General features: G+C 37.7%; 23 protein-coding genes. 2 read left to right on the forward strand and 21 right to left on the reverse strand.

All coding sequences use genetic code 11. The features are described 5' to 3' along the window. Positions 1 to 237: 237 nt before the first annotated feature. The 7 genes from pnpS to BAOM_RS18875 form a co-directional block, all read right to left on the reverse strand. Positions 238 to 1,998, reverse strand: coding sequence for a two-component system histidine kinase PnpS (gene pnpS / locus BAOM_RS18845; RefSeq protein ID WP_306821274.1), 1,761 nt, complete (start codon positions 1,996 to 1,998; stop codon positions 238 to 240). Beyond that, positions 1,998 to 2,720: a response regulator transcription factor gene (locus BAOM_RS18850; RefSeq protein WP_127761608.1), complete on the reverse strand. Its 723-nt coding sequence runs from the start codon at positions 2,718 to 2,720 to the stop codon at positions 1,998 to 2,000. Before BAOM_RS18850 ends, pnpS begins: the two co-directional genes overlap by 1 nt. A gap of 341 nt (positions 2,721 to 3,061) precedes the next feature. Continuing rightward, positions 3,062 to 3,700, reverse strand: coding sequence for an SDR family oxidoreductase (locus BAOM_RS18855; RefSeq protein WP_127761609.1), 639 nt, complete (start codon positions 3,698 to 3,700; stop codon positions 3,062 to 3,064). 379 nt (positions 3,701 to 4,079) lie between these two features. Then, positions 4,080 to 5,012 carry a malate dehydrogenase gene (mdh, locus tag BAOM_RS18860; RefSeq protein ID WP_127761610.1) on the reverse strand — a complete coding sequence of 311 codons (933 nt, stop codon included), beginning with the start codon at positions 5,010 to 5,012 and terminating at the stop codon, positions 4,080 to 4,082. 130 nt (positions 5,013 to 5,142) lie between these two features. After that, positions 5,143 to 6,411, reverse strand: coding sequence for an NADP-dependent isocitrate dehydrogenase (gene icd, locus BAOM_RS18865; protein WP_127761611.1), 1,269 nt, complete (start codon positions 6,409 to 6,411; stop codon positions 5,143 to 5,145). Between the two features lie 150 nt (positions 6,412 to 6,561). Beyond that, positions 6,562 to 7,677: a citrate synthase gene (gene citZ, locus BAOM_RS18870; RefSeq protein WP_127761612.1), complete on the reverse strand. Its 1,116-nt coding sequence runs from the start codon at positions 7,675 to 7,677 to the stop codon at positions 6,562 to 6,564. A 500-nt stretch (positions 7,678 to 8,177) separates the two neighbouring features. Continuing rightward, positions 8,178 to 8,633, reverse strand: coding sequence for a DUF441 domain-containing protein (locus BAOM_RS18875; RefSeq protein ID WP_127761613.1), 456 nt, complete (start codon positions 8,631 to 8,633; stop codon positions 8,178 to 8,180). Between the two features lie 181 nt (positions 8,634 to 8,814). Between BAOM_RS18875 and ytvI the strand changes: the two genes are divergently transcribed. Further along, positions 8,815 to 9,933, forward strand: a complete 1,119-nt coding sequence (ytvI, locus tag BAOM_RS18880) for a sporulation integral membrane protein YtvI (RefSeq protein ID WP_127761614.1) — start codon at positions 8,815 to 8,817, stop codon at positions 9,931 to 9,933. Between the two features lie 130 nt (positions 9,934 to 10,063). On the opposite strand, the gene aceA is transcribed toward ytvI, so the two are convergent. The 8 genes from aceA to BAOM_RS18920 form a co-directional block, all read right to left on the reverse strand. Then, positions 10,064 to 11,350: an isocitrate lyase gene (gene aceA, locus BAOM_RS18885; protein ID WP_127761615.1), complete on the reverse strand. Its 1,287-nt coding sequence runs from the start codon at positions 11,348 to 11,350 to the stop codon at positions 10,064 to 10,066. Positions 11,351 to 11,399: 49 nt separating this feature from the next. Beyond that, positions 11,400 to 12,992, reverse strand: coding sequence for a malate synthase A (gene aceB, locus BAOM_RS18890; protein ID WP_127761616.1), 1,593 nt, complete (start codon positions 12,990 to 12,992; stop codon positions 11,400 to 11,402). Between the two features lie 439 nt (positions 12,993 to 13,431). Further along, positions 13,432 to 13,644: a hypothetical protein gene (locus BAOM_RS18895; RefSeq protein ID WP_127761617.1), complete on the reverse strand. Its 213-nt coding sequence runs from the start codon at positions 13,642 to 13,644 to the stop codon at positions 13,432 to 13,434. Between the two features lie 17 nt (positions 13,645 to 13,661). Then, positions 13,662 to 14,678 carry a CotS family spore coat protein gene (locus BAOM_RS18900; RefSeq protein WP_127761618.1) on the reverse strand — a complete coding sequence of 339 codons (1,017 nt, stop codon included), beginning with the start codon at positions 14,676 to 14,678 and terminating at the stop codon, positions 13,662 to 13,664. After that, positions 14,671 to 15,717, reverse strand: coding sequence for a CotS family spore coat protein (locus BAOM_RS18905; RefSeq protein ID WP_127761619.1), 1,047 nt, complete (start codon positions 15,715 to 15,717; stop codon positions 14,671 to 14,673). The genes BAOM_RS18900 and BAOM_RS18905 overlap by 8 nt, the downstream gene beginning before the upstream one ends. A 12-nt stretch (positions 15,718 to 15,729) precedes the next feature. Further along, a complete protein-coding gene (locus BAOM_RS18910; RefSeq protein WP_252282610.1) occupies positions 15,730 to 16,830 on the reverse strand; it encodes a glycosyltransferase family 4 protein in 1,101 nt (366 codons plus the stop codon). Positions 16,831 to 17,025: 195 nt separating this feature from the next. Further along, positions 17,026 to 17,973: an NAD-dependent epimerase/dehydratase family protein gene (locus BAOM_RS18915; RefSeq protein ID WP_127761620.1), complete on the reverse strand. Its 948-nt coding sequence runs from the start codon at positions 17,971 to 17,973 to the stop codon at positions 17,026 to 17,028. Further along, positions 17,970 to 19,259: a UDP-glucose dehydrogenase family protein gene (locus BAOM_RS18920; RefSeq protein WP_127761621.1), complete on the reverse strand. Its 1,290-nt coding sequence runs from the start codon at positions 19,257 to 19,259 to the stop codon at positions 17,970 to 17,972. The genes BAOM_RS18915 and BAOM_RS18920 overlap by 4 nt, the downstream gene beginning before the upstream one ends. A 291-nt stretch (positions 19,260 to 19,550) precedes the next feature. Here BAOM_RS18920 and BAOM_RS18925 point away from each other — a divergent pair, with 291 nt between their 5' ends. Beyond that, the gene (locus BAOM_RS18925; RefSeq protein WP_127761622.1) at positions 19,551 to 20,354 is read left to right on the forward strand and encodes a UTP--glucose-1-phosphate uridylyltransferase; all 804 of its coding nucleotides are present in this window, start codon (positions 19,551 to 19,553) and stop codon (positions 20,352 to 20,354) included. A 150-nt stretch (positions 20,355 to 20,504) separates the two neighbouring features. Here BAOM_RS18925 and BAOM_RS18930 read toward each other — a convergent pair whose 3' ends face one another. The 6 genes from BAOM_RS18930 to BAOM_RS18955 form a co-directional block, all read right to left on the reverse strand. Then, positions 20,505 to 20,897 carry an FxsA family protein gene (locus BAOM_RS18930; RefSeq protein ID WP_127761623.1) on the reverse strand — a complete coding sequence of 131 codons (393 nt, stop codon included), beginning with the start codon at positions 20,895 to 20,897 and terminating at the stop codon, positions 20,505 to 20,507. A 71-nt stretch (positions 20,898 to 20,968) separates the two neighbouring features. Continuing rightward, positions 20,969 to 22,729 carry a pyruvate kinase gene (gene pyk, locus BAOM_RS18935; protein ID WP_127761624.1) on the reverse strand — a complete coding sequence of 587 codons (1,761 nt, stop codon included), beginning with the start codon at positions 22,727 to 22,729 and terminating at the stop codon, positions 20,969 to 20,971. A 34-nt stretch (positions 22,730 to 22,763) separates the two neighbouring features. Further along, the gene (gene pfkA / locus BAOM_RS18940) at positions 22,764 to 23,723 is read right to left on the reverse strand and encodes a 6-phosphofructokinase (RefSeq protein ID WP_127761625.1); all 960 of its coding nucleotides are present in this window, start codon (positions 23,721 to 23,723) and stop codon (positions 22,764 to 22,766) included. 371 nt (positions 23,724 to 24,094) lie between these two features. Then, entirely contained in the window at positions 24,095 to 25,105 is a 1,011-nt protein-coding gene (gene accA, locus BAOM_RS18945; RefSeq protein ID WP_127761626.1) for an acetyl-CoA carboxylase carboxyl transferase subunit alpha, read from the reverse strand. Further along, complete coding sequence (gene accD, locus BAOM_RS18950; RefSeq protein ID WP_127761627.1) at positions 25,102 to 25,965, reverse strand: acetyl-CoA carboxylase, carboxyltransferase subunit beta; 864 nt, start codon at positions 25,963 to 25,965, stop codon at positions 25,102 to 25,104. The genes accA and accD overlap by 4 nt, the downstream gene beginning before the upstream one ends. A gap of 89 nt (positions 25,966 to 26,054) precedes the next feature. Further along, the gene (locus BAOM_RS18955) at positions 26,055 to 26,684 is read right to left on the reverse strand and encodes a FadR/GntR family transcriptional regulator (RefSeq protein ID WP_127761628.1); all 630 of its coding nucleotides are present in this window, start codon (positions 26,682 to 26,684) and stop codon (positions 26,055 to 26,057) included. Positions 26,685 to 26,688: the final 4 nt, after the last annotated feature.

Genomic DNA, 26,688 nt, shown 5'->3' on the forward strand with positions numbered 1-26,688 from the left:
TAGCGATAGTAACCCCTCCTTTTTTTCTCTATATATACTGTATGTACGCCCGGAAATGGATAAAGTTTCATAAAATATTAAAAATGAATCTATCTTATCCAATTTTTAATAACAATCATTGGATAGGACTCTGCAAAAAAGATGATACTTAGGGCGTAGTTTTATCCACTCTCCTCCATTATTTAGCGTAGCCATAAAAAAAGTGAAGACCTAGTAGCCTTCACCCTTCAAACGTTGCTATGCATGCAGTTTTTTATATAACGTCACGGTAAATGTTGTACCAACACCAACTGTACTTTCAACCGTTACTTTTCCATGATGCACTTCTAGTATATGCTTCACAATAGCCAACCCTAAACCTGTACCTCCAGAGTCTCGACTTCTTGCTTTATCTACTCGATAAAAGCGTTCAAAAATTCGTGGAAGCTCTTTTGATTCGATACCAATTCCATTATCTTGAATCTCAACAATGACTGTATCTTTCTCTTCTTTCACACAAACCTTTATAGCTCCACCAGTTAACGTATAATTAACAGCATTACTCATTAAGTTGATAAATACTTGTTTAATACGTGATAGATCACCTTCAATGAACGCTTGATCCGGACCAACGATGTCTAATGTGAGCTGCTTCTCTTCTAATCTTGTTGATAACATCGTGGAAATGTCTGTTAACACCGGGATTAAATCAACATCTTGACGATTCAAAACAAATACTTGCTGCTCCATTTTCGAAAGATTCAGTAATTCTTGAATAAGCACTTGCAGACGATCACTTTCTTCTAAAATAATGGTTAAGAAGCTGCGCAATGTCTCCTCATCATGAAGAGCTCCATCAAGAAGCGTTTCAGAAAACCCTTTAATTGATGTAATCGGCGTTTTTAACTCATGTGATACATTGGCTACAAAATCCTTTCGAATTTGCTCTAAGCGCTTCAATTCAGTAATATCATGGAAGATAAGCAAAATCCCATTCCACTCATCGTGATTACCAATAATTGGAGCACCATACACTTCAAAATGCCTTGGCTCTGATTCGAGCGGCAGCTTCATTTGACGCTTAATAATTTGTTCTGTTCGAAAGATTTCTTCTATAATCGAAATAATTTCCTCAAATTCAATGACTTCATAATAGGAACGAAACATAAAGTGCATAGGATCGACATTAAATAAATGTTTATATTCACGATTAATAAGCGTAATATAGCTTTTACTATCAATAAAAATAACGCCGCTTCCAATGTTTTCAATCAACGTTTCTAGTCGATCTTGATGCATCTCTCTAGAAATTTGTGCTTCTTCAAGATTTTTCGCCAAAATATTTAGGGACGTGATAAGCATTTTCGTTTCTGCCGAATAAGTCTCACTCGTTCGTGCTCGATAATTTCCTTGAGCAAGTTCAATAGCTGTCATCGTTGCTGCTTCAATCGGTCTTGCATATCGTTTCGTAATCATACTTCCAAGCATCAAAATAATGATAAGTGCGGCCCCTAAACTAATCGTTAATATTTGCCACATTTGTTGATTCATTTGTTCAATGATGGAAATTTCACTACTATGTACGATATACCCTTCTATTTCATCATCGGTCTTAATCACTTGCCAATAATAATGAAAGTCCGCTTTTCCTTCAGGCACTTCATAGCCTTCTTGTCCTTGCGCTTTTATAATTTGTTGCAGTACCTTGGCATGGCGATCCGGATGCTCAATTTTCTCTTCATTCGAATCGTATAACACATCCCCTTCATCGGTCAAAATCGTAACATTTGAATCAATAAGCGGCTTTAAATCGACTGTATCATTCCGGTCTAAAAAAGAATGAATCCCGCCATGTTCTTGAATATAATGCGCGATAAATGTTGTTTCCTTTTGAATTTGCTCATTAAATGCTTGTACATAAGAATTTTTAAATAAATTCCCTAACAGTACGCCAAGAGCAATTAAAACAACAATGATTAAGGTAATTAACGCAAAAAAAAGCTTTTTACGATACGTCATTATTCCTGTTTAGGCTCCTCTAATTTATATCCATGTCCTCGAATTGTTTTAATATATAAAGGCTTCCTCGTATCCTTTTCGATTTTTTCACGAAGGTGACTAATATGCACATCTACAATACGCGAATCTCCAACAAAATCGTAATTCCAAACAGCACTTAATAACTGATCTCTTGTCAATACTCTGCCTTTATTTCTTGATAAATATACGAGCAGTTCAAATTCCTTTGGTGTCAATTCAAGTAGCTCATCATTAAATGAAGCTTCGTATCGATCTGGATAAACTTTTAATTCACCAATAATCAACGATGGTTGCTCATCTTCTTGTGTCCCTTGTTCCGCAATTGGGGCTTGCTGCTGAGCACGTCGGAGAATCGCTTTAATACGTGCCACCACTTCCCGCGGACTAAAAGGTTTTGTTAAATAATCATCTGCTCCAAGCTCTAGTCCAAGCACTTTATCAAATTCATCATCCTTAGCTGTTAGCATTAGAATGGGAACATTGACTTTTAACTGACGAAGTTGCTTACATACTTCAATTCCATCCAATTTTGGAAGCATTAAATCTAATACAACAAGATCCGGTTTCTGTTCGACCACTGTTTGAAGTCCTTCTTCCCCATCAAAAGCTGTTATTACGGAGAAACCCGCTTGCTCTAGATTATATTTAAGTAAAGTAACAATTGATTTTTCATCATCCACAACAAGAATTCTCTTAGCCATTTTCTCCTCCTACAATCCATTCTGTTCCTATGACCTTCATTCTCATTTTATTATACACATATTAATTATGGAAGAGAAAAGAAAATGGACCTAGAACGAAAGCATAAGACGTTTGAATTCTCTTTGAGCATAGAAAAAGGCAATGACTTTGAGCCTAAGTAGTTCAGTTTTTGTGGAGAAAACTTTAAATAACAAAAGAAATAACAGTTGAATTCGCAAATTAATTCACGTAGTAAATAGCATACAAAAAGCTCAGAGTTTTTTTTATGCCCTGAGCTTTCTTTTTTATAATGAGGTTATGGCGTTAAAGCCCCTATTGTTGCATAAGGATAATTCTATATTTAAATCGCAATAAAAGGCGTTTTATGAATATACTCTTTGTTATCAATCTGGCTAATTATAAAACTTGCTATTTCTTTATTTGAAATCATTGTTCCAGGCATATCGGTAAGACTTTCTTTAACTACTCTTATTTCAACACCCTCTTTTACAAAAGGAAGTCTTATTAGTGTCCAATCAAGGTATTTATTTTCCAAAAGAATATCCAGCTCTTCTTTTTTATCTTTCATCATTTTGGAAAAGAACACTTCAAACATCTTTGCTCCAATCTTATTTAAAGGACTTTTTTTATCTCCTATGATGTTGAGAGAAGCTCCTGTAACTCCAATATATCTCCTGATACCCTTTTCTTTCATTACTTTAAGTATATCTCTTGTAACTCTGCTATACATAGGTGTATCTCTCATAGGTTGACCAAAGCAATTTATAACGACTTTACATCCTTCGAGTAGTTGTACTATTGTATCAATATTTTCTACATCACCTGTCACAACCTCAATATTATCATCGCTACATTTTAATTTTTTTGGATTTCGAACAAGCATACGTACTTGATAGCCATTTTTTAACGCTTCTGAAGCTATATAACGTCCTACTTTACCAGTGCCACCAATAATGGCTATTTTATAAGGATTATCCATACCATCACCCCTAAGAATATATAAATAAACTCAATCCTGCCATTTTCTTAAATAAGTAACATACTATTATCAATTCTCTTTATAATTTAACATAAATTACCTGTATTTTTGGTTTTTTTCTTTTAACACTTAATTAACAGCCTAAATCACAACCGAAATGGAAGTGTGACAACAACCATTGTCACATTGTTAAAAGCAATGCTAATTGTAATGTTATTTTACTTGTTAAAACGTAATAAACCCTTATGTATCAATAAAAAAATCGAGTAGAAAACTTTTGCGGTTTTATACTCGATTTACTATGCTATTTTGATTGTTTCTCCACAATATCCGAACTACTTACTTTGATCCATTGCCTTTTTTCTCTATTATAAAAAACTTATATTAATACACTCATTACAACTTTTACTGCTTCAGCAGATTTATCAAGTGCTGCTTTTTCATCAGCTGTTAAGTCAAGCTCGATGATTTGTTCGATACCACCAGCACCAAGGATTGTTGGTACACCAAGATAAATACCTTCATAACCGTATTCACCTTCAAGGTAAGCGATTGAAGGAAGGACACGACGCTGATCTTTAAGTACAGCTTCAGTCATTTCTACCAGCGATGCAGCTGGTGCATAGTATGCAGATCCGTTTCCAAGAAGTTCAACAATTTCTCCACCACCAGTACGAGTACGAGCAACGATTGCTTCTAAACGGTCAGCTGGGATTAATTTTTCTAATGGAATTCCGCCAGCGAAAGAATAACGAGTTAATGGTACCATCGTATCTCCATGTCCACCAAGAACGAAACCAGTGATATCTTTAACAGATAGGTTTAATTCTTCTGCTACGAATGTGCGGAAACGAGCTGTATCAAGTACACCAGATTGTCCGATTACGCGGTTTTTAGGGAAACCAGACTCTTTGTATACTGTGTAAGTCATAGCATCAACTGGGTTTGTTAATACGATAATTGTAGAATTTGGAGAATATTTGACGATTTCTTGAGTTACAGCTTTCATCACTTTTTGGTTTGTTTGAACTAAATCGTCACGGCTCATACCTGGTTTACGAGCGATACCAGCAGTGATGATAACTACGTCAGAATCAGCAGTATCCGCATAGTTAGAAGTACCAGTGATTTTAGCATCAAAACCTTGAACTGGGCTAGCTTCTAACATATCAAGAGCTTTACCTTTTGTTGGGTTTTCAGCTTGTGGGATATCCACTAGTACAACATCGCCAAGCTCTTTTTGAGCTAATAAAAATGCAGTTGTAGCACCAGTAAATCCGCCACCGATAACTGAGACTTTTTTACGAGACATATTTTTCTCCTCCTTCAATATGTAATAATACAAAATTTTCCCAGATAAAGCAATGCCATATATATGATTATACAATGAAAAAAGCAGCTATAAATAAGCTGCTTTTTCATAAAATGTATCTGAATAAGAATTAAAGATTTTTGATTAATTCGTCAGCGAACTCAGAGCATTTAACTTCTGTAGCGCCTTCCATTAGACGAGCGAAGTCATATGTTACAACTTTAGAAGCAATTGTTTTTTCTACTGAAGCTGTAATGCTTTTCGCTGCTTCATTCCAACCAAGGTGTTCAAGTAAAAGTACACCTGAAAGAAGAACTGAAGATGGGTTAACTTTATCAAGACCAGCGTATTTTGGAGCTGTTCCGTGAGTAGCTTCGAAAATAGCGTGTCCAGTTTCGTAGTTGATGTTAGCTCCTGGAGCGATACCAATACCACCAACTTGTGCAGCTAGTGCATCAGAGATGTAGTCACCGTTAAGGTTCATTGTAGCTACTACATCAAACTCTTTTGGACGAGTTAAAATTTGTTGTAAGAAGATATCAGCGATAGAATCTTTTACGATGATTTTGCCTTCAGCTTCAGCAGCAGCTTGCGCTTTGTTTGCAGCTTCTGTACCTTCAGCTTCTTTAATTTTGTCATATTGGTTCCAAGTGAATACTTGATCAGCGAATTCAGTTTCAGCTACTTCATAACCGTAGTTTTTGAATGCGCCTTCTGTGAATTTCATGATGTTACCTTTATGAACTAAAGTTAAAGATTTACGGCCTTCTTTGATTGCATAGTTAAGAGCGGCACGAACAAGACGTTTTGTACCTTCTTCAGAAATTGGTTTAATACCGATACCAGAAGTTTCTGGGAAACGAATTTTGTTTACGCCGAATTCGTTTTGTAAGAAGTTGATTAATTTTTTCGCTTCGTCAGAACCATTTGCATACTCGATACCAGCATAGATGTCTTCTGTGTTTTCACGGAAGATAACCATATCAGTGTCTTCAGGACGTTTAACTGGTGAAGGTACACCGTCAAAGTAACGTACAGGACGTAGACATACGAATAAATCTAATTGTTGACGTAATGCAACGTTCAATGAACGAATTCCGCCACCAATTGGAGTTGTAAGAGGTCCTTTAATAGCGATTAGATACTCGTTGATTACATCAAGAGTTTCTTGTGGAAGCCATTCGCCAGTTTGGTTGAATGCTTTTTCCCCAGCAAGAACTTCTTTCCATTCGATTTTCTTTTCGCCATTGTATGCTTTTTCTACTGCTGCGTCTAAAACGCGTACAGCTGCTGCCCAAATATCAGGACCGATTCCGTCACCTTCGATAAATGGTACTACTGGGTTGTTTGGTACGTTAAGTGCTCCGTTTGTAACTGTGATTTTTTGTCCTTGTGTCATGTCTATACCTCCGGTTCAAATTCAAAGGTTAGTGGCTCTTTCCAAATTGGCGAGCCAGCTAACCTTTTTTTACTCACATGTATTAATTTACTACAAATCAGTCGAAATATTAAACAAATTTTTTAAAAAATTTTATTTTATTAAAAAATTTTATCGTTCATCAACTGGTACGTATTTTTGCATACCTGGTCCATTGTACTCTGCACGTGGACGAATTAAGCGGTTGTTTGCATATTGCTCAAAGATGTGAGCAATCCAACCAGACGTACGGCTTACAGCAAAAATTGGTGTAAATAGGTCATGCTCGATACCTAAGCTGTGGTATACAGATGCAGAATAGAAATCTACGTTTGGTGGTAGATTTTTCTGACCAGTTACTAATTCATGAATTTTAACAGACATTTCGTAGTATTCTGGTTGACCAGTAAGCTCAGTTAATTTTTGTGACATTACTTTAAGGTGTGGCGCACGTGGGTCACCTTTACGGTATACACGGTGTCCAAAGCCCATGATTTTTTCTTTATTTGCTAATTTTGCGTTAATATAAGGCTCAACGTTTTCAACAGAACCGATTTCTGTAAGCATTTTCATAACTTGCTCGTTTGCTCCACCGTGTAGAGGTCCTTTAAGAGCTCCAATAGCAGATGTGATACCAGAATAGATATCAGAAAGTGTAGCTACACATACACGTGCAGTGAATGTAGAAGCGTTTAATTCATGGTCAGCATGTAAAACTAATGCTTTGTTGAATGCTTCTTCTGCGATTGCAGATGGCTCTTCTCCACTAAGCATGTATAAGAAGTTCGCAGCAAAGCTTAAATCAGAACGTGGAGCAACTGGATCTAAACCTTTACGAACACGTGAGAATGCAGTTACAACTGTTGGGATTTTCGCTTGAATGCGGATTGCTTTACGATAGTTAGCTTCGTCGCTCATTACATCAGCTTCTTCATCATAAAGTGCAAGTAAAGAGATTGCCGTACGAAGAGCTCCCATTGGGTGAACTTTATCGATTGGGTATGATTTGAAGTGGTTAAGAACTTCTGCTGGAACTTCTGCGTTATCAGCAATTTGTTGTGTTAACTCTTCTAATTGAGCTTTATTTGGTAATTTTTTATGCCATAATAAGTAGATTACTTCTTCAAACGTTGCGTTTTCTGCTAAATCATCAATGTTATAACCTACGTAAGTTAATGTGTCGTCGATAATTGAACTAACAGATGAAGTTGCTGCTACAATACCTTCTAGACCTTTTGTTGCTGTCATATAAAATCTCTCCTTTTTAAAAAATATTCCCCTATGCCCATTACTTATTGCGTATAAATATAGCGCCTCCAAGAACTAGGTATTATAACTAATCATATATATTTTTAGAAAAAACCGCGCTTCCTTCATGAAAGCGTTCACATTAAAGATAGACTATGCTATGTATTCTACCTATCGTTCGCTTACCGTTTTCTAAAAATCAAATATGCGTTTTACTTTTCCTAGCGAGCGCTTAGTCAATAACTGCCTGAAACGCTTACAAGTAATCTTCGCACCCATTAAAATGATTCGGACGCTTATTTATCATTTTTCAGCAGTTACATGTTTATTATAAACAATAATCACTTTTTTGGGAATGAAAAGCACTTAAATTGTGAAAAAATTATTATTTTATTAGAAAAACTCACTTATATTCTTCCTTTCCCGCTTCATAAATCGTTGTTTAAAGCCAGTCAAATCAATAATTCCGTATACTCCTAAAGTATCCCCATTATTTTTTATTAGTTCATAAAATCGAACAATTTCATGCATATATAAGCGATTCCAGCTCCTATTAGCGGACCCACTGCCACACCTTTGAATAAAGCAACAGCCAGAATTGTACCTAAAACAAGCGCCGCCGTAATATGCGGATCATGCTGTAATAACGTTAATCCGTTTTTAGCGATTAAAGCAACAGCGACTCCAGATATAAGAGCAATCCAAGCATAAGGAGACTTAATTGCTTCCCCTAATTCCTTAAAGCCAATCGCACCGCTTGCAATTGGAACTAATACGGCAATCGTGATGATTGTAACCCCCAGATTAATCCCCTTTCCCTCTAAATAAGGGAATATTTTTGTGTCAAGCATAAGCAATTTCATCAATAACAAAAAGCCTGCTGCAACCATTAGCGATGTATTCTTGCCAAGCCAGCCAATGATTCCAAGCAACAGTAAAAACACAATCGAACCCATTCACTCTCTCCTTGCTACCCTTATTATTTATTATTTCAACATAACAAAACAAGTATATTTTTCAAAGATTTCTTAGATGAAGCAAATGAAAAATCTACTCACTTTCTTAGTTAAAACTTTCCAATTCCTCTTCCTATCGTTACAATTATATAATACAAATATTTTATAAGGGGGAGAAGCTTTGAATTCCGTCTATCTTTATCGTTTTATTCGATGTTTCTTCGTCATTGCATTAATTAGTTTAGGCTGTACTGCTCTTTTTTATTTATCAACTTATACATACCCATTCATCATCGCCGTCATATTGGCCTTCTTTATGAATCCGCTCGTTACCCTTCTTGAGAAAAAGGCACGATTGCCAAGAAGCCTTGCTGTATTACTCTCTCTTTTGCTTATCTTTTCTGCCTTAGCTGGACTTCTTACATTACTTATTATTGAAATTGTCTCTGGTACGACTTATTTAGCAAGTGTACTTCCAACACATATTGAAACCTTTGTTACATTCATCGAAAACTTCATCGCCCAAACCATTATTCCTTTTTATAATGAAACCGCCACCTTGTTTAACAGACTAGATGTTGCCCAGCAGGATACAATCATGAAAAATGTTCAACAGATTGGACAATCTATTACTACAGCCGTCAGCGAATTTATTCAATTTATTTTAAAAAATATACCCGCTATTCTTGGGTGGTTTCCAAATACAATAACAGCACTTATTTTTTCCTTAATGGCTACTTTTTTCATTAGTAAAGATTGGCATCGCCTTGGAGGATTAACGGCTAAATTTCTGCCTTATAAAGTGTCTTCTCGTGCAAAAAGAGTGGTCCATGATCTGAAACGAGCTTTATTTGGCTTTATCCGCGCTCAATGCACATTGATTTCTTTAACAACGATTACCATTTTAATTGGGTTATTAATTATGCGAGTAAACTATTCTATTACAATCGCCTTAATTTGCGGTTTCATTGACATTATTCCCTATTTAGGAACGGGGACTATCTTTATTCCTTGGATGATTTATGAATTAATGACTGAAGATGTTAGTTTTGCCATTGGACTTGCTGTCCTGTATATCATCGTCGTTGTGCAACGGCAACTCATTGAACCGAAAGTTCTTTCTTCAAGCATCGGTATTGATCCATTAGCTACACTTATTTCTCTATTTATTGGGTATAAATTAATTGGCTTTTTGGGATTAATTATCGGTCCAATCATCCTTGTGATAATTAACACCCTGCAGCGGGCCAACGTGTTTACTGAAATTTGGGCATTTATTATCGGACCAAAAAAAGAGTAAGGGGTTCACTCTAAAGTAGAGTTACTCCCTTACTTCAATACATGTTATTCCTTTGTGAGTAAGGTAATAGACACGACACAGTATTTCATTTTTCACTACTATAATTAGTAGGCAAGATTACCATTCATAATTATTTATTAGATGTTTGAAATTGTTCCGCCTCTGTTGAACCAGCAAGTGCTGTTGTAGAAGACGTTCCACCAGATACAACTTGTGCTACTTCATCAAAGTAACCAGTTCCAACTTCACGTTGGTGACGAGTTGCTGTGTAACCGTCTTTTTCACTTGCGAATTCAGCTTGTTGAAGCTCTGAGTAAGCAGCCATTCCGCGCTCTTTGTAACCTAAAGCAAGATTGAACATGCTGTGATTTAATGAGTGGAAACCAGCAAGTGTAACGAATTGGAATTTATATCCTAACTTACCAATTTCTTTTTGGTAGCTAGCAATTTCTTCATCGCTAAGTTTAGCTTTCCAGTTGAATGATGGTGAACAGTTGTAAGCAAGTAGTTTACCAGGGAATTTCTCATGAATTGCCTCGGCAAAGCGACGAGCTTCTTCAAGGTTCGGCTCAGACGTTTCACACCAGATAAGGTCAGCATATGGTGCATAAGCAAGACCACGAGCAATCGCTTGATCAAGACCAGCTTTTGTACGGTAGAATCCTTCTGGTGTACGCTCACCAGTGATAAATGGTGCATCAACTGGATCAATATTATCTGTGATTAAATCTGCAGCGTCAGCATCTGTACGTGCGATTAAGAGTGTTGGTGTACCCATTACGTCCGCAGCTAAACGAGCAGAGACTAAGTTACGTACAGCTGTTTGAGTTGGTAGAAGAACTTTCCCACCTAAGTGACCACATTTTTTCTCAGAAGAAAGTTGATCTTCGAAGTGAACGCCTGAAGCACCTGCTTCAATCATACCTTTCATTAATTCGAATACGTTAAGTGCTCCACCGAAACCAGCTTCTGCATCGGCAACAATTGGTGCGAACCAATCGATGTCTGTGTTTCCTTCAGAGTAAGAGATTTGGTCAGCACGTTGTAATGTTTGGTTAATACGTTTTACTACTTGTGGTACAGAGTTTGCTGGGTACAAGCTTTGGTCAGGGTACATTTGACCTGCAATGTTTGCATCCGCAGCCACTTGCCAACCACTTAAGTAGATTGCTTTTAAACCAGCTTTTACTTGTTGCATTGCTTGGTTACCTGTAAGTGCACCAAGTGCGTTAATGTAATCTTCTGTATGAAGAAGGTTCCATAATTTTTCTGAACCGCGACGAGCTAATGTATGTTCAATATCGATTGATCCTCTTAATTTGATAACATCTTCAGCAGAATAAGGACGAGTAATCCCTTTCCATCTTGCATCGTTTTCCCAGCTTTGTTGTAATTGTTTTGCTCTTTCTTCTCTCATGATTAAATTCCTCCTAATTTTTATATAAAATTATGAAACTATTTAACTATTATGAAAGATGTTCATATGCCGGATTCGTTAAAAAATCGGCAAAGTCATCAGCTAAACTCAATTCTTCAAACAGCTTGGCGGCTTCGATGAATCTCCCTGTTGCGAATGCTTCTTCCCCTACTTCCGCTTGAATGTTTTCTAACTCTTCTTGTTGGATCGATTTGAATAGCTCACTTGTAATGTTTCGACCATCCTCAAGAATTCCCTTTGGATGATGAATCCATTGCCATACTTGCGCTCTTGAAATTTCTGCTGTCGCGGCATCTTCCATTAAATCGTGAATAGGAACCGCTCCTCGACCGCATAACCAAGAAGCAATATATTGAATGCCAACATTAATGTTAGTACGTAAACCGCTTTCAGTGATCGTTCCTGTTGGGACTTCCAATAAGTCCTCTGCTTTTATTTGTATATCCTCACGTTTACGATAGATTTGGTTGGGCTTTTGAACAAGCAAGTCAAATACTTCTTTTACAATACTGACCATGCCAGGGTGAGCTACCCATGTTCCATCATACCCATCTCTCGCTTCACGCTCTTTGTCTGCACGCACTATAGCAAAAGCTTTATCGTTCTTTTCGACATCACCTTTCACTGGAATTTGTGCAGCCATTTCACCGATTGCCGGAGCATTTCGGTTGTGACACGTTTGGATTACGAGCAAGGAATATGCTCTCATATTCGGTACTGTCATCGTAACTTGTGCCCTATCCGGGAAAATACCATGATTATAGTGACGGAATTTTTTCAAGAAGCTGAATATGTAATCCCATCGCCCACTATTCAAGCCAGCTGAATGTTCTTTCAATTCATATAGAATCTCATCCATTTCAAAAGCGGCTAAAATTGTTTCGATTAGTACAGTTGCTTTAATTGTACTTTGTGGGATTTTTAAATCATTTTGTGCATAAACGAACACATCATTCCATAGTCTCGCTTCAAGATGATTCTCCAATTTGGGAAGATAAAAGTATGGTGCTGTCCCTTTTTCCATCAATGCTTTTGCATTGTGAAAGAAATAGAGTCCAAAATCGAAAAGGCTGGCTGAAATCGGTTGGCCATTTAAAAGCACATGCTTCTCTTCTAAATGCCATCCTCTAGGTCTTACTGTTAAGACAGCTGTTTTTTCGTTTAGTTTATATAACTTTTTATCTGAATTTTTGAAGGTGATCGTTCGACGAACTGCATCTCGTAAATTGATTTGGCCTTCAATGCAATTCGACCATGTAGGCGAATTCGCATCTTCAAAATCAGCTATAAAAAGATTAGCACCTGAGTTCAAAGCATCGATTATCATCTTCCGCTCAACTGGTCCAGTGATTTCTACACGGCGATCTTGAAGATCTTTCGGCAGTGGATCAATCGTCCAGTTATCTTCACGGATATGTTTGGTTTCTTCTAGAAATTGAGGTACTTTACCTTGATTGATTTCTTCCTGAACTTTCATGCGTCTTTCTAAAAGTTCTTTTCTTCTTGGACCAAAATACCGTTCAATTTTTGCAATGAATTGTAGAGCTTCTGGTGTAAGAATTTCCTCAAAACCAGGTTTTATCTCCCCATTAATTTCTAGACTCTCTACTTTGGTAACCATATCGCTTCCTCACATCCCTTCGGAGCTCCCCTCATGTTATAATACAGTTTTTCTTTCCCTTGTTTGTATTATATAACACACTTTCCGTGTTTGTCACCATTTTTTCTAAAAATTATAATAAATTATTTTTTTTGGAAGATTTATTACCTTAAAAACCCTTATATATCAATATTTTTGCAGATATTTTAGTTTCTTCCTTTTATAAATATATCGAATTTTCAAATAAATTTAAAGTATATATCCAATTTTGTAGTTTTATGTAAAATAAAACGTGGATATAGTTTATTAAATAATTAAGCTTTGTTATGTAACACGGCTAATAATTAAGGGAGGATGGGGTATATATCCGTACAACTAGCCAAAGAGAATATATTGAAAGAAAAACAGACCTGAGATGTTTACTCTCGGGTCTGTTTTTCTTTTGAATCATTTAAATCTTTTAAACTGGCTCATCAATCCATTCAATAGAAATCGTGAGCTTATTTTCACCGAATGCTGATTTATGGCTAATCTTATACTCCATATCATCATCCGGAAAATCGATTTTTTTGCCTCTCACTGAAAAGCTATCTTCTTCTAGCTGGGCTGCTACCCTTTTTAATAATTCTGCATATTGCAAACGTCTGCCTACAAACTCTTCTTCTAACCTCATTATCATCACCTCGTTCATTAATTTATGTTCAATACTTGGCGCAAAGCAGGAAGTTTTTCCATTTCAAGTCGGTAATTTTTTAGTATTTTCTTTTCTTCGCCTTCTTTACCTTTTTTGAAAGGATTTTTTACACAACCGTAAAATTGATGAGGATACAACATATCAATATAGAGAATCTTTCTTTGCTCTTCCGTTAACGGAAAAATAGATTCATAGGAGTTCACCAAACGTTCTAATTCAGATACATCCCAAGCCCCAATTTCCTCCATGCGTTTCGTAATTAGTTTGCGTACATCTCGCAATGGAATATCATACGTTACATTATCAAGATCTAAAACGTACACTCCTTTTTCCGTTTGAAGGGCATTTCCTTTTCCATAATCTTGATGACACATATAACCATATTCCCCAATTTCATCAACCCATTCAAAATAACATGAATTTTGAAACATCTGAGTAGCCTGTTCGGCCAGCTGAATCATTTCGTCCGCCAGCTTGACATATGCTTGTTCAAAAGGGGTTGTCTTCTTTTCCGCTTCAATTTTCCATTGTTTCATTTCTTCAAGCATTTTGTTATAGTGATGAGGCCAGACCCCCATTCGGTTGGATGTTTGACAATCGGAAGGCGGTACAAACCCTACTGTATCTTTATGAAATTGAGCTAGCCCCTGTAATCCCGCAAAAGCATGCTCCTCGACTTCTTCCATTTCCAAGTCACTTCCGTCAATCCATTCGTATAACACTAGGCCATACCCTTCGTGAACAAAAAAGAGCTCATTTTCCTTCGTTGGAATAATACCCGCAACGAGGGCGCCTTTAGCATAAAGATAGTCTTGCGCTGCAGTTGTGAATTTCACAATGGGGATGGACTTCCTAATCCGTTTTAAACAAACAGTCCCTATCGATGTCTCTGCTTTCCAAATCGTTTTAATCGGTTCGTCTTGAATAACCTCTATATCGAATACTTCAAGAGAAGGATAATGCACCGCCATCAAGTGCTTTCCTAAATTAAGATTTTTCATCGCCTCATCCATTCTGAACCACCTCGTCTAATCGTGTTAGAAAGTCTTGGACAACTTTTTCTTTACTTATTTCTGTAGCAGCCATGTCCTTGATTCGGGAAATATGCTTTTGAAGCGTCCATTTCGCTTCTCTTTTATCGTAGTATTTCGTGACTTGTCCATAAAATAAATGCGGAAATAAAATATCTGCAGCAAGGATATGATACTGCTCTTTCGTTAATGGATGAACCTCTTGATACGCCTTCATCATCTTGATCATGCGTTCCAAATCCCAAGCTGTTTCTTTCTTCATCACCTTGTTTAAAATTTTTCTCATATCACGAATAGGGAGGTCAACTGTTAGAGAGTCCATATCATACACATAGAGGTTTCCATCACTGCCTATTGCAAGGTTTCCTGCAGCATAGTCTTGGTGGCATAATGATTTCGTTACCTTCGTTTCTTCCACCCATTGATCAAATGTTGGATCGTTCAACATTGAAATGGAAGTTTGACACTGCTGTAAAAATGTATCGACATGCAGTAAAAATTGCCGATCAAACTCATTATGGTCCGTCGCCTGTAACCGCTGTTCCTTCAGTTGTACTAACCTCTCGTATCTTCTTTTCAAATCTGATTTCCACTCTGTTAATAGAAAAGAAGGAAATTTTCCTGTTGGAGATTCAATTCCTTTAGAAGCTTGATGAAAAGCAGCCATTCCCTTTAAAATCATCAACAATTCATTTTCATACTCGTATTCTGGTGATCTTCCATGAACCGCTTCAAAAACGACAAAATATTCACCATCTACCTTTACAAACCCTTCTCCCGAATGAGCTTTGATAACACTCGGTGTGTAAATACCGTTATCTCTTAAATAATCAATCGCATGCACCATAAATGTAATATGGTCTTCATCAAACGGAACCTTTTTTATAATCAACTCACCAATATCCGTTTCAATCGACCAGACCGCCTTCTTCCCTTTAAAAGACAATAAATAAATATTCTTTACTTCAACAGGGTAGTAAGCGATTACGCTTTTTACCACTTCTGAAAATATCGTATCCATCCAAATACCTCCCTAAGATTTTTTCTTTTTCATAGCAGACACGTAAAGATCTTCTAAACGTTTAGCTACATGCTCAAATCCAAAGTTTGATTCCACAAACTCCCGGCCTGCCTTGGCAATAGAATGTGCTTCTTTCTCATTAGATAATAAATAGGAAATAGCATCGGCAAACGCCTCGAAATTCGCATAATCATCAATCAAAATTCCATTATGAAGATGGTTTATAATCTCTGCGTTTCCACCGCGATTCGTCGTAATAACCGGCAACCCAGCACCCATCGCTTCATAATGAACACGAGCAAGGGGCTCCTGCCACTGAGAACTACATACAAAAAGATCCCCAACCAAAAAATGTGCAGGAATTTCACTCGGAGGCACAAAACCGGTAAAAATGACCTTATTCTCACCTAACTCTTCAGCTAGTTGACGCAGTTTCAATCCGTAATCATCAATTCTATCATCACTAAACCATTTACTTCCTATTATGACTAAGGCTGAATTAGGATGCTTTTTAAGCACTTGTTTCATCGCCTGTAAGAGAAGGTCAGGACCTTTCACCGCACTTAAGCGACCGACGAATAAAATTACTTTCTTATCCTCTACCCCATACTTTTGCCGCAGTTCCCTTCGTAAATTCTGTGCCTCCTCGCTCCAAATCGGTTTATATTTTTTTAAATCAATTCCCGAATAGACAGCCTTCACCTTACTTTTTGCTAATGGGAAGCGCGAGGTAATCGTTGTTCCGATATACTCGCTAATACTCATAATTTTATCCATGGCTCTAACGACCAAATTCCCCATTTCTGTGGAGATTTTTTTTTCTTTAAACATTTCATTATGCAGACTCAATACAAATCGACTCTTTGGCATGGCAGTCTTATAGATGAGAACATCACGAGGACGATTGAATACATGTATGACATCATAATATTCTTTATCTGCTTGTTTTTTTGATAACTCTTGTCCGATATTGAACACATAATTCTCACGCGGAACTCGAATATATTCGACACCATTTACGATTTCTCGATTAGGAAGGTCGGGGTCTGTAATGCAGAATATCGTCAAGTCATGGTTTTGACTTAAATGAGGTGTCACTCCGTGGATAAGCACTTGAATCGCTCCCCCTCTTAATGGGGGAACAGGCAGCATTTCCGTACAAATGAATGCAATCTTAATGTCGAACATCTCCTTTTTTGCAAAGTGATGATTAACCAAAAGTAAACAGACTTCATATTAAAATATGTTGACTATTCTTTTACGTGACAGCTAATCTATGATTTTTTTAAGGCTATGCTGTCCGCTTCCTCATATCCGATATACAAAATGGATATAATCTACTTCTTTAGCCAGACCCTCTTTTAGAGAAATATTTGGGTTATAGCCTAATAGCTTTTGCGCATTAGAAATATCAGCCCATGTATGACGCGGCTCCCCACTAACAGTTTCCGAATAGTGAAAGCTTGCTTGTTTCCCTGTTATTTGTTCGATAAGAGCAATTACTTCATTAACAGTCGCCCGTTCTTTTCCACCAATATTAATTGTCTGGCCAATCAACCCTTCCTGGTAGGCAAGAGGAACAATGCCCTCAATACAGTCACTTATATAGGTGAAATCTCTTGATTGGTTTCCATCTCCAAAAATCGTTAATGGTTCTCCTTTAAGAATTTGAGCAATAAATCGATGGAACGCCATATCAGGACGCTGTCTTGGTCCATATACGGTAAAGAACCGGACCGTTACAACAGGAACGTTATAACTTCTCAAATACACATGACATAAATGTTCTCCTGTAAGCTTTGTAATTCCATATGGAGAAAGAGGTGTAAGATAGGCATCTTCTGTTACTTTCCCTACTTTTTCACCATACACAGAGGATGTTGAAGCATAGATAAATTTTTTAAGAGGTAGGTCTTTCGCGGCTTCTAAAAGACGTTGGGTTACTAAAATATTGTTCGTAACATAAGGATCAAAATCTTTTCCCCAACTCGAGCGGACACCTGGCATTCCGGCTAAATGATAAATCACATCAACATCAGAAAGCATGCTTTTTAAGTCAACGGTTAATAAATCTACTTCGAGTAATTGAAATCGCGACTGTTGTAAGAGGTTTTGTACGTTTTGTTGTTTTAACTTCCTAGGCGTCGGCCCGATAAATGTATCAACTCCAATCACTTCATTCCCCGAATCCGTTAGCAGCTTTTCGCATAGATGAGAACCAATAAATCCCGCAGCACCCGTAACTAATATTTTCATGAGCGAGCCACTCCAATATACCTTAATCCATATTGCTCGACAGACTCTGGGTCAATACAGTTTCTAGCATCGACTATGCAATGACCGTTCATTAATTTTTTTATTTCCATCCAATCCATCTGTTTAAATTCATCCCAGTCAGTAGCAATAATGATACAGTCCGATCCTGTAATAGCTTGAGTGATATTCTCACATTGAACCACATTCTCTTTTTTAGCAAACGGAAGGCGAGCTTTTGGATCATACGTATGCACCATAGGATTCATAGCGCTTAATCTTTCAATCAACTGAACAGCTGGTGAATACCTTGTATCATCTGTCTGCGGCTTAAAAGCAATTCCTAAAACAGCAATCGTCATTTCAGTAAAATCCGGAATAACCGTTAATAGTTTTTCTATATAGTAGTCCACTTGCGTGTAATTCACTGATTGAACAGCCTGTAAAATAATCGGTGTTACCCTTTTCTTTAATGCACTGTGTTCTAAAGAACGAACATCCTTTGGAAAACATGAGCCGCCATAACCAAGCCCTGATTGTAAAAAATGTGGATTAATTCTTGGATCTAAACCAATCCCTTTTCTCACATCCTCAACATTGACATCATACTTATCACAAATTCTAGCAATCTCATTTATAAACGAGATTTTTGTAGCTAAAAAAGCATTGGACGCATACTTAATCATTTCCGCCCCGGATAATGTCGTAACAATATATGGAGCATCTATTTTTTGATAGATTTCTTTTATAATATCGAGTGACTTTTGATCATCCTTTTGTTTTCCTACTACAATCTTATCAGCATGTAACATGTCAGCAATCGCTGTACCCTCTCGTAAAAATTCAGGGTTTGAGACAATATTAAATAATTGCGGATTCACACCTTTTTGAATCAACTTATGAAAAATCCCTTCATTTGTCCCAGGGGGTACAGTACTTTTTGTAATAATCGTTTTATAAGAAGTGATAGAATTAGCAATCAAGTCAACAACTGAATCAACATATGTTAAATCTGTTTGACCATCTGGAGCTGAAGGAGTTCCAACAGCAATAAAAACAACTGGATATTTTCCTATATTTTCTTTAACAGAGGTACTAAAAGTTAAGCGATTTCTATTGTTTATAATCAATTCTTTTAAACCTGGTTCAAAAATAGGTACCTCTCCTTGATTCAGCAATTGTATCTTCTCTCTATTTGTATCTACACAGCAAACAGAATGGCCACAATCGGCAAGTACAGCAGCGGATGTTAATCCGACATAACCAGCCCCTACTACACATATTTCCATGTCTACTTCTCCTTTCCAATAACCTCTCTGTATATCCTATTAACTAAAGCGTTAACCTGATTATCCATCTGTCTAAAAAGGGCTGAATTTAGACGGTCATACTAATCTCAACTAACTATGCTCGATGCTAATCAAACGATTTCCAGCTCACTAACGCTGAAATGAGCTCAAAACAACTAAAATATATGTACTGTACCAATAAGACAGGTGCCTGAATTTACTTAAGGAAGTACCAACTTACAAAAAAAGGAATAGTATATAGAAATTTCAGTCAAGAAGGTCGGTGTACTCATGATAAAAAAAGCCATCATACCTGCTGCCGGTTTTGGTACAAGGAGCCTACCAGTCACAAAAGTTATTCCAAAAGAGATGTTTCCTATCGGAGACAAGCCTTCTATCCAGTATGTCGTAGAAGAAGCCATTTCGGCTGGTATCGAGCAAATCTTAATCATTGTCTCGCGCTCCAAAAACTTAATCGTAGACTATTTTGATTATTCGTTAGAATTAGAAATGTTTCTAAAAAAAACAAATAAAGAGTTCTTATTACATCAATTAAACATCCCGGATATTCAAATTGTTTATACTCGACAATCAGCTGCAAAAGGACTTGGTGATGCCATTCGTCTTGGGAAACATTTCGTAGGGAACGATGCGTTTGCCGTACTGCTTCCGGATGATATTATCGTTGGCGGCGGATTAAAAGAGTTAATAGACATATATGAGAAAAAAAATAGTCATGTGATTGGTTTAACAAAAGTAGAAGAGCAATTTTTAAAAAATTATGGGGTCATTGATGGGAAACCTGCAGCTCCAGACCTCTATGAACTTGTAAATATTATAGAAAAACCGCAACAAAACGCCCCATCCAACCTCGCTGTAGTCGGCCGTTATATATTTACCCCCGCCATTATGAAAGCGTTAGAAAACCTGGAGCCAGGCATTGGAGGAGAAATTCAATTAACAGATGCTATTAAAAAGGTCCTTCAAGAGGACAAGGGTTACGGAAAAGTCCTTTCAGGCACTAGATATGACATCGGATCAACAGCTGATTATCTCGCTTTACAAAATTATGTATTTAATCAAAAACATGAATGAATTACGTTGATTCACTATAAATAATGCCCCTTCTACAAGACAAAAGCACCTCCAAAGCAGCTTTCCTGCCCCTTATCGTTGTGATAAGGGGCAGGATGTTTATCTCTGCTTTAGAGATGCGATTTCATCAACTTATATTTATTTCTTAAGCTATTTATAACGAATAATATTGACTCTTCCTCGATTCATTCTATTCATAATAAACCCAATAACAAGCGGTTTAAACAAATTGCGCGTCATTGGCAACAATAAAATAATTCCAATGATATCTGATACAAAGCCAGGTAAGAGCAGAAAAACACCACCGATTAAAATACAGATGCCGTCGATGATTTCATGCCCTGGCATCGAACCATAGCGCATTTGCTCCTGCGCTTTACGCAATGTTTCTACTCCTTGTCGTTTCGCTAAAAACACACCGAATACGCCTGTAATGATTATCAAAAGAAGCGTTGGCCATATACCAATTAAATGACCACTTAACAATAGGATGGCAATTTCAACGACCGGCAGCGCAATGAGTAAAAACAACATATATTTCATGTACATTCCTCCAGCACAATGTATATACCTACATTATACCTCCTATTACTCCAACAAGCGAAAATATCATATTACAAAACGCGCGAATCTCCATCGTAAATAACGCCTCGGCTAGCATCTACTGTAATGCTTTGACCTTCTGTTAAAATCTTCGTTGCATCTTCCGCCCCAACAATAACCGGAATTCCAAGGTTAACCCCAACAACTGCAGCATGGCTCGTTAAACCGCCCTCTTCTGTAATTAACGCGGCACACTTTTCAATCGCCGGCATCATTTCGCGATCAGAGCCAATCGTTACTAATACAGAGCCTTCTGTTACTTTCTCCAAAGCTTCAGCCGCTGTTTTCGCAATGACAACATTTCCTTTCGCTGCTTTCCGTCCGATACCTTGTGCTTTTAATAAAGCATCTCCTAATAAATGAATTTTGATTAAATTCGTCGTGCCCTTCTCACCGACTGGCACCCCTGCTGTAATCACAACCAAATCTCCATGAGATACCAAACCAGAATGTAAGCTTTCGTCAATGGCAATTTGAAGCATTTCATCTGTTGTATTCGCTCTAGGTCCCATTTGCGGATATACGCCCCAAACTAATGCTAAACGTCTTACAACATGCTCATGAGCTGTCACCGCAATAATCGGTGCTTTCGGACGATACTTTGAAATCATGCGTGCTGTATGACCACTTTCTGTAGGCGTAATAATTGCGCCGACCTCTAAATTATGAGCAGTATGTGCTACAGATTGGCTAATAGCTTCTGTTACTTGATGTCGGTGAACTTTGCTTCTCTTTGATAAAATGTCACGGTAATTAAGCGCTGTCTCTGTACGAGATGCAATATTATGCATCGTTTGAACAGCTTCAACAGGATACAGTCCAGCTGCTGTTTCTCCAGATAACATAATCGCATCTGTTCCATCAAAAATCGCATTAGCTACGTCACTAGCCTCTGCACGTGTAGGACGAGGGTTCCGCTGCATGGAGTCTAACATTTGCGTAGCTGTAATAACAGGCTTTCCAAGCTCATTACATTTATGAATCAATTCCTTTTGCACAAGCGGTACTTCTTCTGCTGGAATTTCAACACCCAAATCACCACGCGCAACCATTAAACCGTCTGACACTTCTAAAATTTCATCAATACGGTCGACACCTTCTTGATTTTCAATTTTAGGAATAATATGAATGCGTGTGCCATCATTTTTCTGTAATAGTTCTCGTACTTCAAGTATGTCTGAAGCTCGGCGAACGAAAGAAGCTGCGATAAAGTCTACACCTTGTTCAATCCCAAACATAATATCTTGTTCGTCTTTTTCAGTAATACCCGGTAACTTTACAGACACACCTGGGACATTAACCCCTTTTTTATTTTTCAATGTACCGCTATTTAAAACTTTTGTATGTATTTCTTTTTCAACTTCATCAATGTTTATAACTTCAAGACCAATTAAACCATCATCTAACAAAATTTTTGAACCTTCGGATACGTCATGAAGTAATCCTTCATATGTAATCGAGAATTTTTCTGGCGTTCCAAGCACTTCTGTCATTGAAATAGTGATAGTCGAACCAGCCTTTAATTCAATTGCATCATTCTCCATATTATGGGTGCGGATTTCCGGCCCTTTTGTATCTAATAAAATCGCTACATTTTTGCCTGTTTGCTTTTCAGCTTCACGGATATTACGAATTCTGACTGCATGCTCTTCATGATTACCATGGGAAAAGTTAAGCCTTGCTACATTCATTCCCCCTTCAATAAGCTGAATAAGCTTCTCTATACTTTCACTTGCTGGACCAATTGTACATACGATTTTCGTTTTACGCATGATGATGTTACCCCCTTCATAATTCAAACAAGGATTATATCGACAATTCAGCCGATAAATCGTACATTTTTTTATCAATTGTGTGTTTCTTTGCCAATGCTTCCATAATATCATAATCGACTAACTTGTTCTTTTCAATTCCAACCGCTTTACCGCCTTGACTTTCCATCAAAAGCTCTACAGCTCGAGCTCCTAATCGACTCGCCAGCACTCGATCACGCGCAGATGGCGAACCACCGCGTTGTACATGCCCTAACACGGTAACACGTGTTTCAAACCCTGCTTTTTCTTGGATTTCTTTTGCAATATCAACACCGCTGCCAACACCTTCTGCGACAATAATAATACTATGTTTCTTTCCTCGTTCATGACCGCGATGTAGCTTTGCAACAAGCTCTTCCATATCGTAATCATATTCTGGACATAAGATGGTTTCCGCCCCACCGGCAAGCCCTGCCCATAAAGCAATATCTCCCGCATCTCGTCCCATCACTTCAATCACATATGTACGTTCATGAGAAGTCGCTGTATCCCGAATTTTATCAATTGCATCAATGACCGTGTTTAAGGCTGTATCAAACCCAATAGTAAACTCAGTGCCAGGAATATCATTATCAATTGTTCCTGGTACACCAATACAGGGATATCCTTTCTCTGTCAATGCTTGAGCCCCTCGATAAGACCCGTCTCCACCAATAATAACAATGCCTTCAATCCCTAATTTCTTCAACTGTTCAATGGCTTTTAGCTGACCTGCTTCTGTTTGAAATTCTTTGCAGCGAGCTGTATGTAGAATCGTGCCTCCACGATGAATAATATCACCAACTGACCCTAATTCTAATTTCTTGATATCCCCTTCAATCAATCCTTGATAGCCATGATAAATTCCGTATACTTCAAGATTATGATAAATTGCCTTCCGAACAACCGCGCGAACAGCGGCATTCATACCTGGAGAATCTCCTCCACTTGTTAATACACCTATCTTCTTCATTCTTCTCACCTCTTCATCATTTAAACGTGGCATTTTTTACTTAATCATTAATCGTAATGCTTTAAGCCTACATTACTCTTAGCAGAAATTGAAGTCAAACGAAAAAAGATTTACACGAAATTAAGAAAAGCAAAACCAGCTCGTTCAGATCAGATAAAAAACAGAAAAAATCCCCTCAAGGCGCTCTTTGCCTTTTGGTGACTCTTATCTTATTCACAGTGATTTAGCCGGCGAAGCTAGACAACAAAACGTGTCGAGAAGTTTCTTACTTATTTTTTTAAACAAGGCTGTATTAAATCAGCTTGTTAATCACACCCAGGCATACACAAAGCCTTAAAAAAAGACGTGCCGTCCAAGACGACACGCTCCTATTAATTAGTATATTGTTCTTCAACTTTTGTTTCCGTCACTGACTGTTGTTTCGTTTCAGTAAACGTATATTCACCAATTTTCTTGTATTTAACATACCGCTGATGAATAAGCTCTTCACTATCCAAAAGAAGAAGATCTTTGAGTGCGCGCTCTAAAACAGCTTGAATCGCCTCTGCTTGTTTATTCATATTCCGATGAGCGCCACCTTTAATCTCAGGAATAATTTCATCAATTACACCTAAGCGATATAAATCTGGAGCTGTAATTTGCATCGATTCTGCAGCACGTTTTGCTTGAGTAGCATCTTTCCATAGAATAGATGCCGCTCCCTCAGGTGAAATAACCGAATATGTTGAATTCTCCAGCATATAAATACGATCACCCACACCAAGTGCTAAGGCGCCGCCACTTCCTCCTTCACCGATCACAACACAAATAATAGGTACTTTTAATCCTGCCATTTCAAACAAATTCCGAGCAATTGCCTCACTTTGTCCTCGCTCTTCAGCTGCTTTACCTGGATAAGCTCCTTTTGTGTCAATAAAACAAATAATCGGACGACGGAATTTCTCCGCCTGTTTCATTAAGCGCAATGCTTTACGATAACCTTCTGGATGTGGCATCCCAAAGTTTCGACGAATATTTTCTTTCGTATCTTTTCCTCGTTGATGACCAATTACCGTCACTGGCTGTCCATTAAACTGTGCAATTCCGGCCACAATGGCCTCATCATCTCCATAGCAACGGTCACCATGCAGTTCAATAAAGTTTTCGAAAATCAATGAAATATATTCAAGCGTTGTTGGTCGTGCCGGATGTCTGGCAATTTGAACACGATCCCACGGCTTCATATTTTCATAAACATCATTTTCTAATTTCGCCAGGCGCTCTTCCAATTTGACAATCTCATTCGATAAATCAACATCGGCATGTTTCGTTAATTCTTTTAATTCTTCAATTTTACTGCGCAATTGATTGACTGGACGTTCAAATTCTAATTCACCAATCATTGCCACTCACCACCTGGAGTATGGATTTTAAGAATGGTCGTTAAGGTTTCTTTTAATTCCGTTCGCGAAACGACGGCATCCAATTGACCATGCTTTAATAGAAATTCCGCCGTTTGGAAATCTTCTGGCAACTCCTCACGAATGGTCTGCTCAATAATTCTTCGTCCAGCAAAACCAATTAACGCTCCTGGTTCAGCTAAATTAATATCGCCAAGTGAAGCAAAGCTTGCCGACACACCACCTGTTGTCGGGTGAGTCATAATTGAAATAATGAGTCCACCTTTATCGCTAAACATTTTTAAAGCCGCACTTGTTTTAGCCATTTGCATTAAACTTAGTACGCCTTCTTGCATTCGGGCACCACCTGAAGCGGTAAAAATAATAAACGGAATATTCCGTTCAGCCGCTCGCTCAATAGCTCTTGTAATTTTTTCACCGACAACAGAACCCATACTCCCCATCCTGAAGTTAGAATCCATAATCGCCGCTGAAATTGTGTGCCTATTAATCGTACCTACTCCTGTCACGACCGCTTCGTTAATATTCGCTTTCTTTCGGTCTTTCTCTACTTTTTCAAGATAGTCCGGAAATTCAAGCGGGTTGACAGAAATCATTTCTTGATCATATTCTGTAAAACTTCCCTCGTCAAACAAACTTGCAATTCTCTCAAAAGACGACATAGGGTGATGATATTCACAGTGCAGACATACTTTCTGATTCTTCACTAATTCTTTCGTATACATGATTTTTTTACAGTTGGGGCATTTGATCATAATCCCAGCCGGAACATCTTGCTGCTCACGGTCAACTGGAATTGTCGCATACTTCTTCTTGGATTTTATAAATAGCTCTTTAAGCAAGCTGGAATCCTCCCTTTACCGCCTAGTCTATGCATCGATCTTGTCCTAATACTGTATCAGAATCGTACTAAAAACTGGGTAACATCTTGTCACTCGCTCTCCGACATATTTCTGATAAGCGATATATATGTTGCAACAACTTGATTTTCATCACGTTTTCTCACATATTCAAGCAATGTTTCATATGCTTGCTTACTCACTTTCGTATCAGAAAAGGTCGATGCTTTTGCATAACTATTAACAATTCGCCAAATTCTCTCTAGTAACCGGTTACGATTACACATCGCAACTTGTAAGAAAAAATCTTCATCACTAAAATCGTTTTTTTCAGCCCAACGTATGAGTTGTTCAATCTCATCATCTATAGCATGGGCTATTATAACTCGTAAACAATCGATTTCGATTAGATTCCTCGTCTCTACTAGATCTTCATTTACTTTATTATTTTGTAAAAAAAAGGCTCCCAGAAGCTCTACTAATTTATGCTCCTGGAAATCTTTAATAAAAGTGCCTTCTCCACGTCTTGTTTCAATAAGCCCTAACAGCTCTAATGCACGTAACGCTTCTCGAACTGAAGAACGTCCAACAGCGAGCCGCTCTGAAAGTTCACGTTCTGAAGGAATTTTATCTCCTGGAAGCAGGCCATCTGCTTCAATCATAGTGCGCAGATTTTCTACTACATCAAGATAAACTTTGGAAGAGGAATGCCGCTTACTCACATAA

Origin of the sequence: Peribacillus asahii, from assembly GCF_004006295.1 — a bacterium.
In the GTDB taxonomy this organism is placed as follows: Bacteria; Bacillota; Bacilli; order Bacillales; family DSM-1321; genus Peribacillus; species Peribacillus asahii_A.

What these genes read in the sequence shown, in the direction of transcription:
- pnpS (WP_306821274.1), bottom strand. Translation starts at nt 1,998, where the DNA reads ATGACGTATCGTAAAAAGCTTTTTTTTGCGTTAATTACCTTAATCATT.
- BAOM_RS18850 (WP_127761608.1), bottom strand. Translation starts at nt 2,720, where the DNA reads ATGGCTAAGAGAATTCTTGTTGTGGATGATGAAAAATCAATTGTTACT.
- BAOM_RS18855 (WP_127761609.1), bottom strand. Translation starts at nt 3,700, where the DNA reads ATGGATAATCCTTATAAAATAGCCATTATTGGTGGCACTGGTAAAGTA.
- mdh (WP_127761610.1), bottom strand. Translation starts at nt 5,012, where the DNA reads ATGTCTCGTAAAAAAGTCTCAGTTATCGGTGGCGGATTTACTGGTGCT.
- icd (WP_127761611.1), bottom strand. Translation starts at nt 6,411, where the DNA reads ATGACACAAGGACAAAAAATCACAGTTACAAACGGAGCACTTAACGTA.
- citZ (WP_127761612.1), bottom strand. Translation starts at nt 7,677, where the DNA reads ATGACAGCAACAAAAGGTCTAGAAGGTATTGTAGCAGCAACTTCATCT.
- BAOM_RS18875 (WP_127761613.1), bottom strand. Translation starts at nt 8,633, where the DNA reads ATGGGTTCGATTGTGTTTTTACTGTTGCTTGGAATCATTGGCTGGCTT.
- aceA (WP_127761615.1), bottom strand. Translation starts at nt 11,350, where the DNA reads ATGAGAGAAGAAAGAGCAAAACAATTACAACAAAGCTGGGAAAACGAT.
- aceB (WP_127761616.1), bottom strand. Translation starts at nt 12,992, where the DNA reads ATGGTTACCAAAGTAGAGAGTCTAGAAATTAATGGGGAGATAAAACCT.
- BAOM_RS18895 (WP_127761617.1), bottom strand. Translation starts at nt 13,644, where the DNA reads ATGAGGTTAGAAGAAGAGTTTGTAGGCAGACGTTTGCAATATGCAGAA.
- BAOM_RS18900 (WP_127761618.1), bottom strand. Translation starts at nt 14,678, where the DNA reads ATGGATGAGGCGATGAAAAATCTTAATTTAGGAAAGCACTTGATGGCG.
- BAOM_RS18905 (WP_127761619.1), bottom strand. Translation starts at nt 15,717, where the DNA reads ATGGATACGATATTTTCAGAAGTGGTAAAAAGCGTAATCGCTTACTAC.
- BAOM_RS18915 (WP_127761620.1), bottom strand. Translation starts at nt 17,973, where the DNA reads ATGAAAATATTAGTTACGGGTGCTGCGGGATTTATTGGTTCTCATCTA.
- BAOM_RS18920 (WP_127761621.1), bottom strand. Translation starts at nt 19,259, where the DNA reads ATGGAAATATGTGTAGTAGGGGCTGGTTATGTCGGATTAACATCCGCT.
- BAOM_RS18925 (WP_127761622.1), top strand. Translation starts at nt 19,551, where the DNA reads ATGATAAAAAAAGCCATCATACCTGCTGCCGGTTTTGGTACAAGGAGC.
- BAOM_RS18930 (WP_127761623.1), bottom strand. Translation starts at nt 20,897, where the DNA reads ATGAAATATATGTTGTTTTTACTCATTGCGCTGCCGGTCGTTGAAATT.
- pyk (WP_127761624.1), bottom strand. Translation starts at nt 22,729, where the DNA reads ATGCGTAAAACGAAAATCGTATGTACAATTGGTCCAGCAAGTGAAAGT.
- pfkA (WP_127761625.1), bottom strand. Translation starts at nt 23,723, where the DNA reads ATGAAGAAGATAGGTGTATTAACAAGTGGAGGAGATTCTCCAGGTATG.
- accA (WP_127761626.1), bottom strand. Translation starts at nt 25,105, where the DNA reads ATGATTGGTGAATTAGAATTTGAACGTCCAGTCAATCAATTGCGCAGT.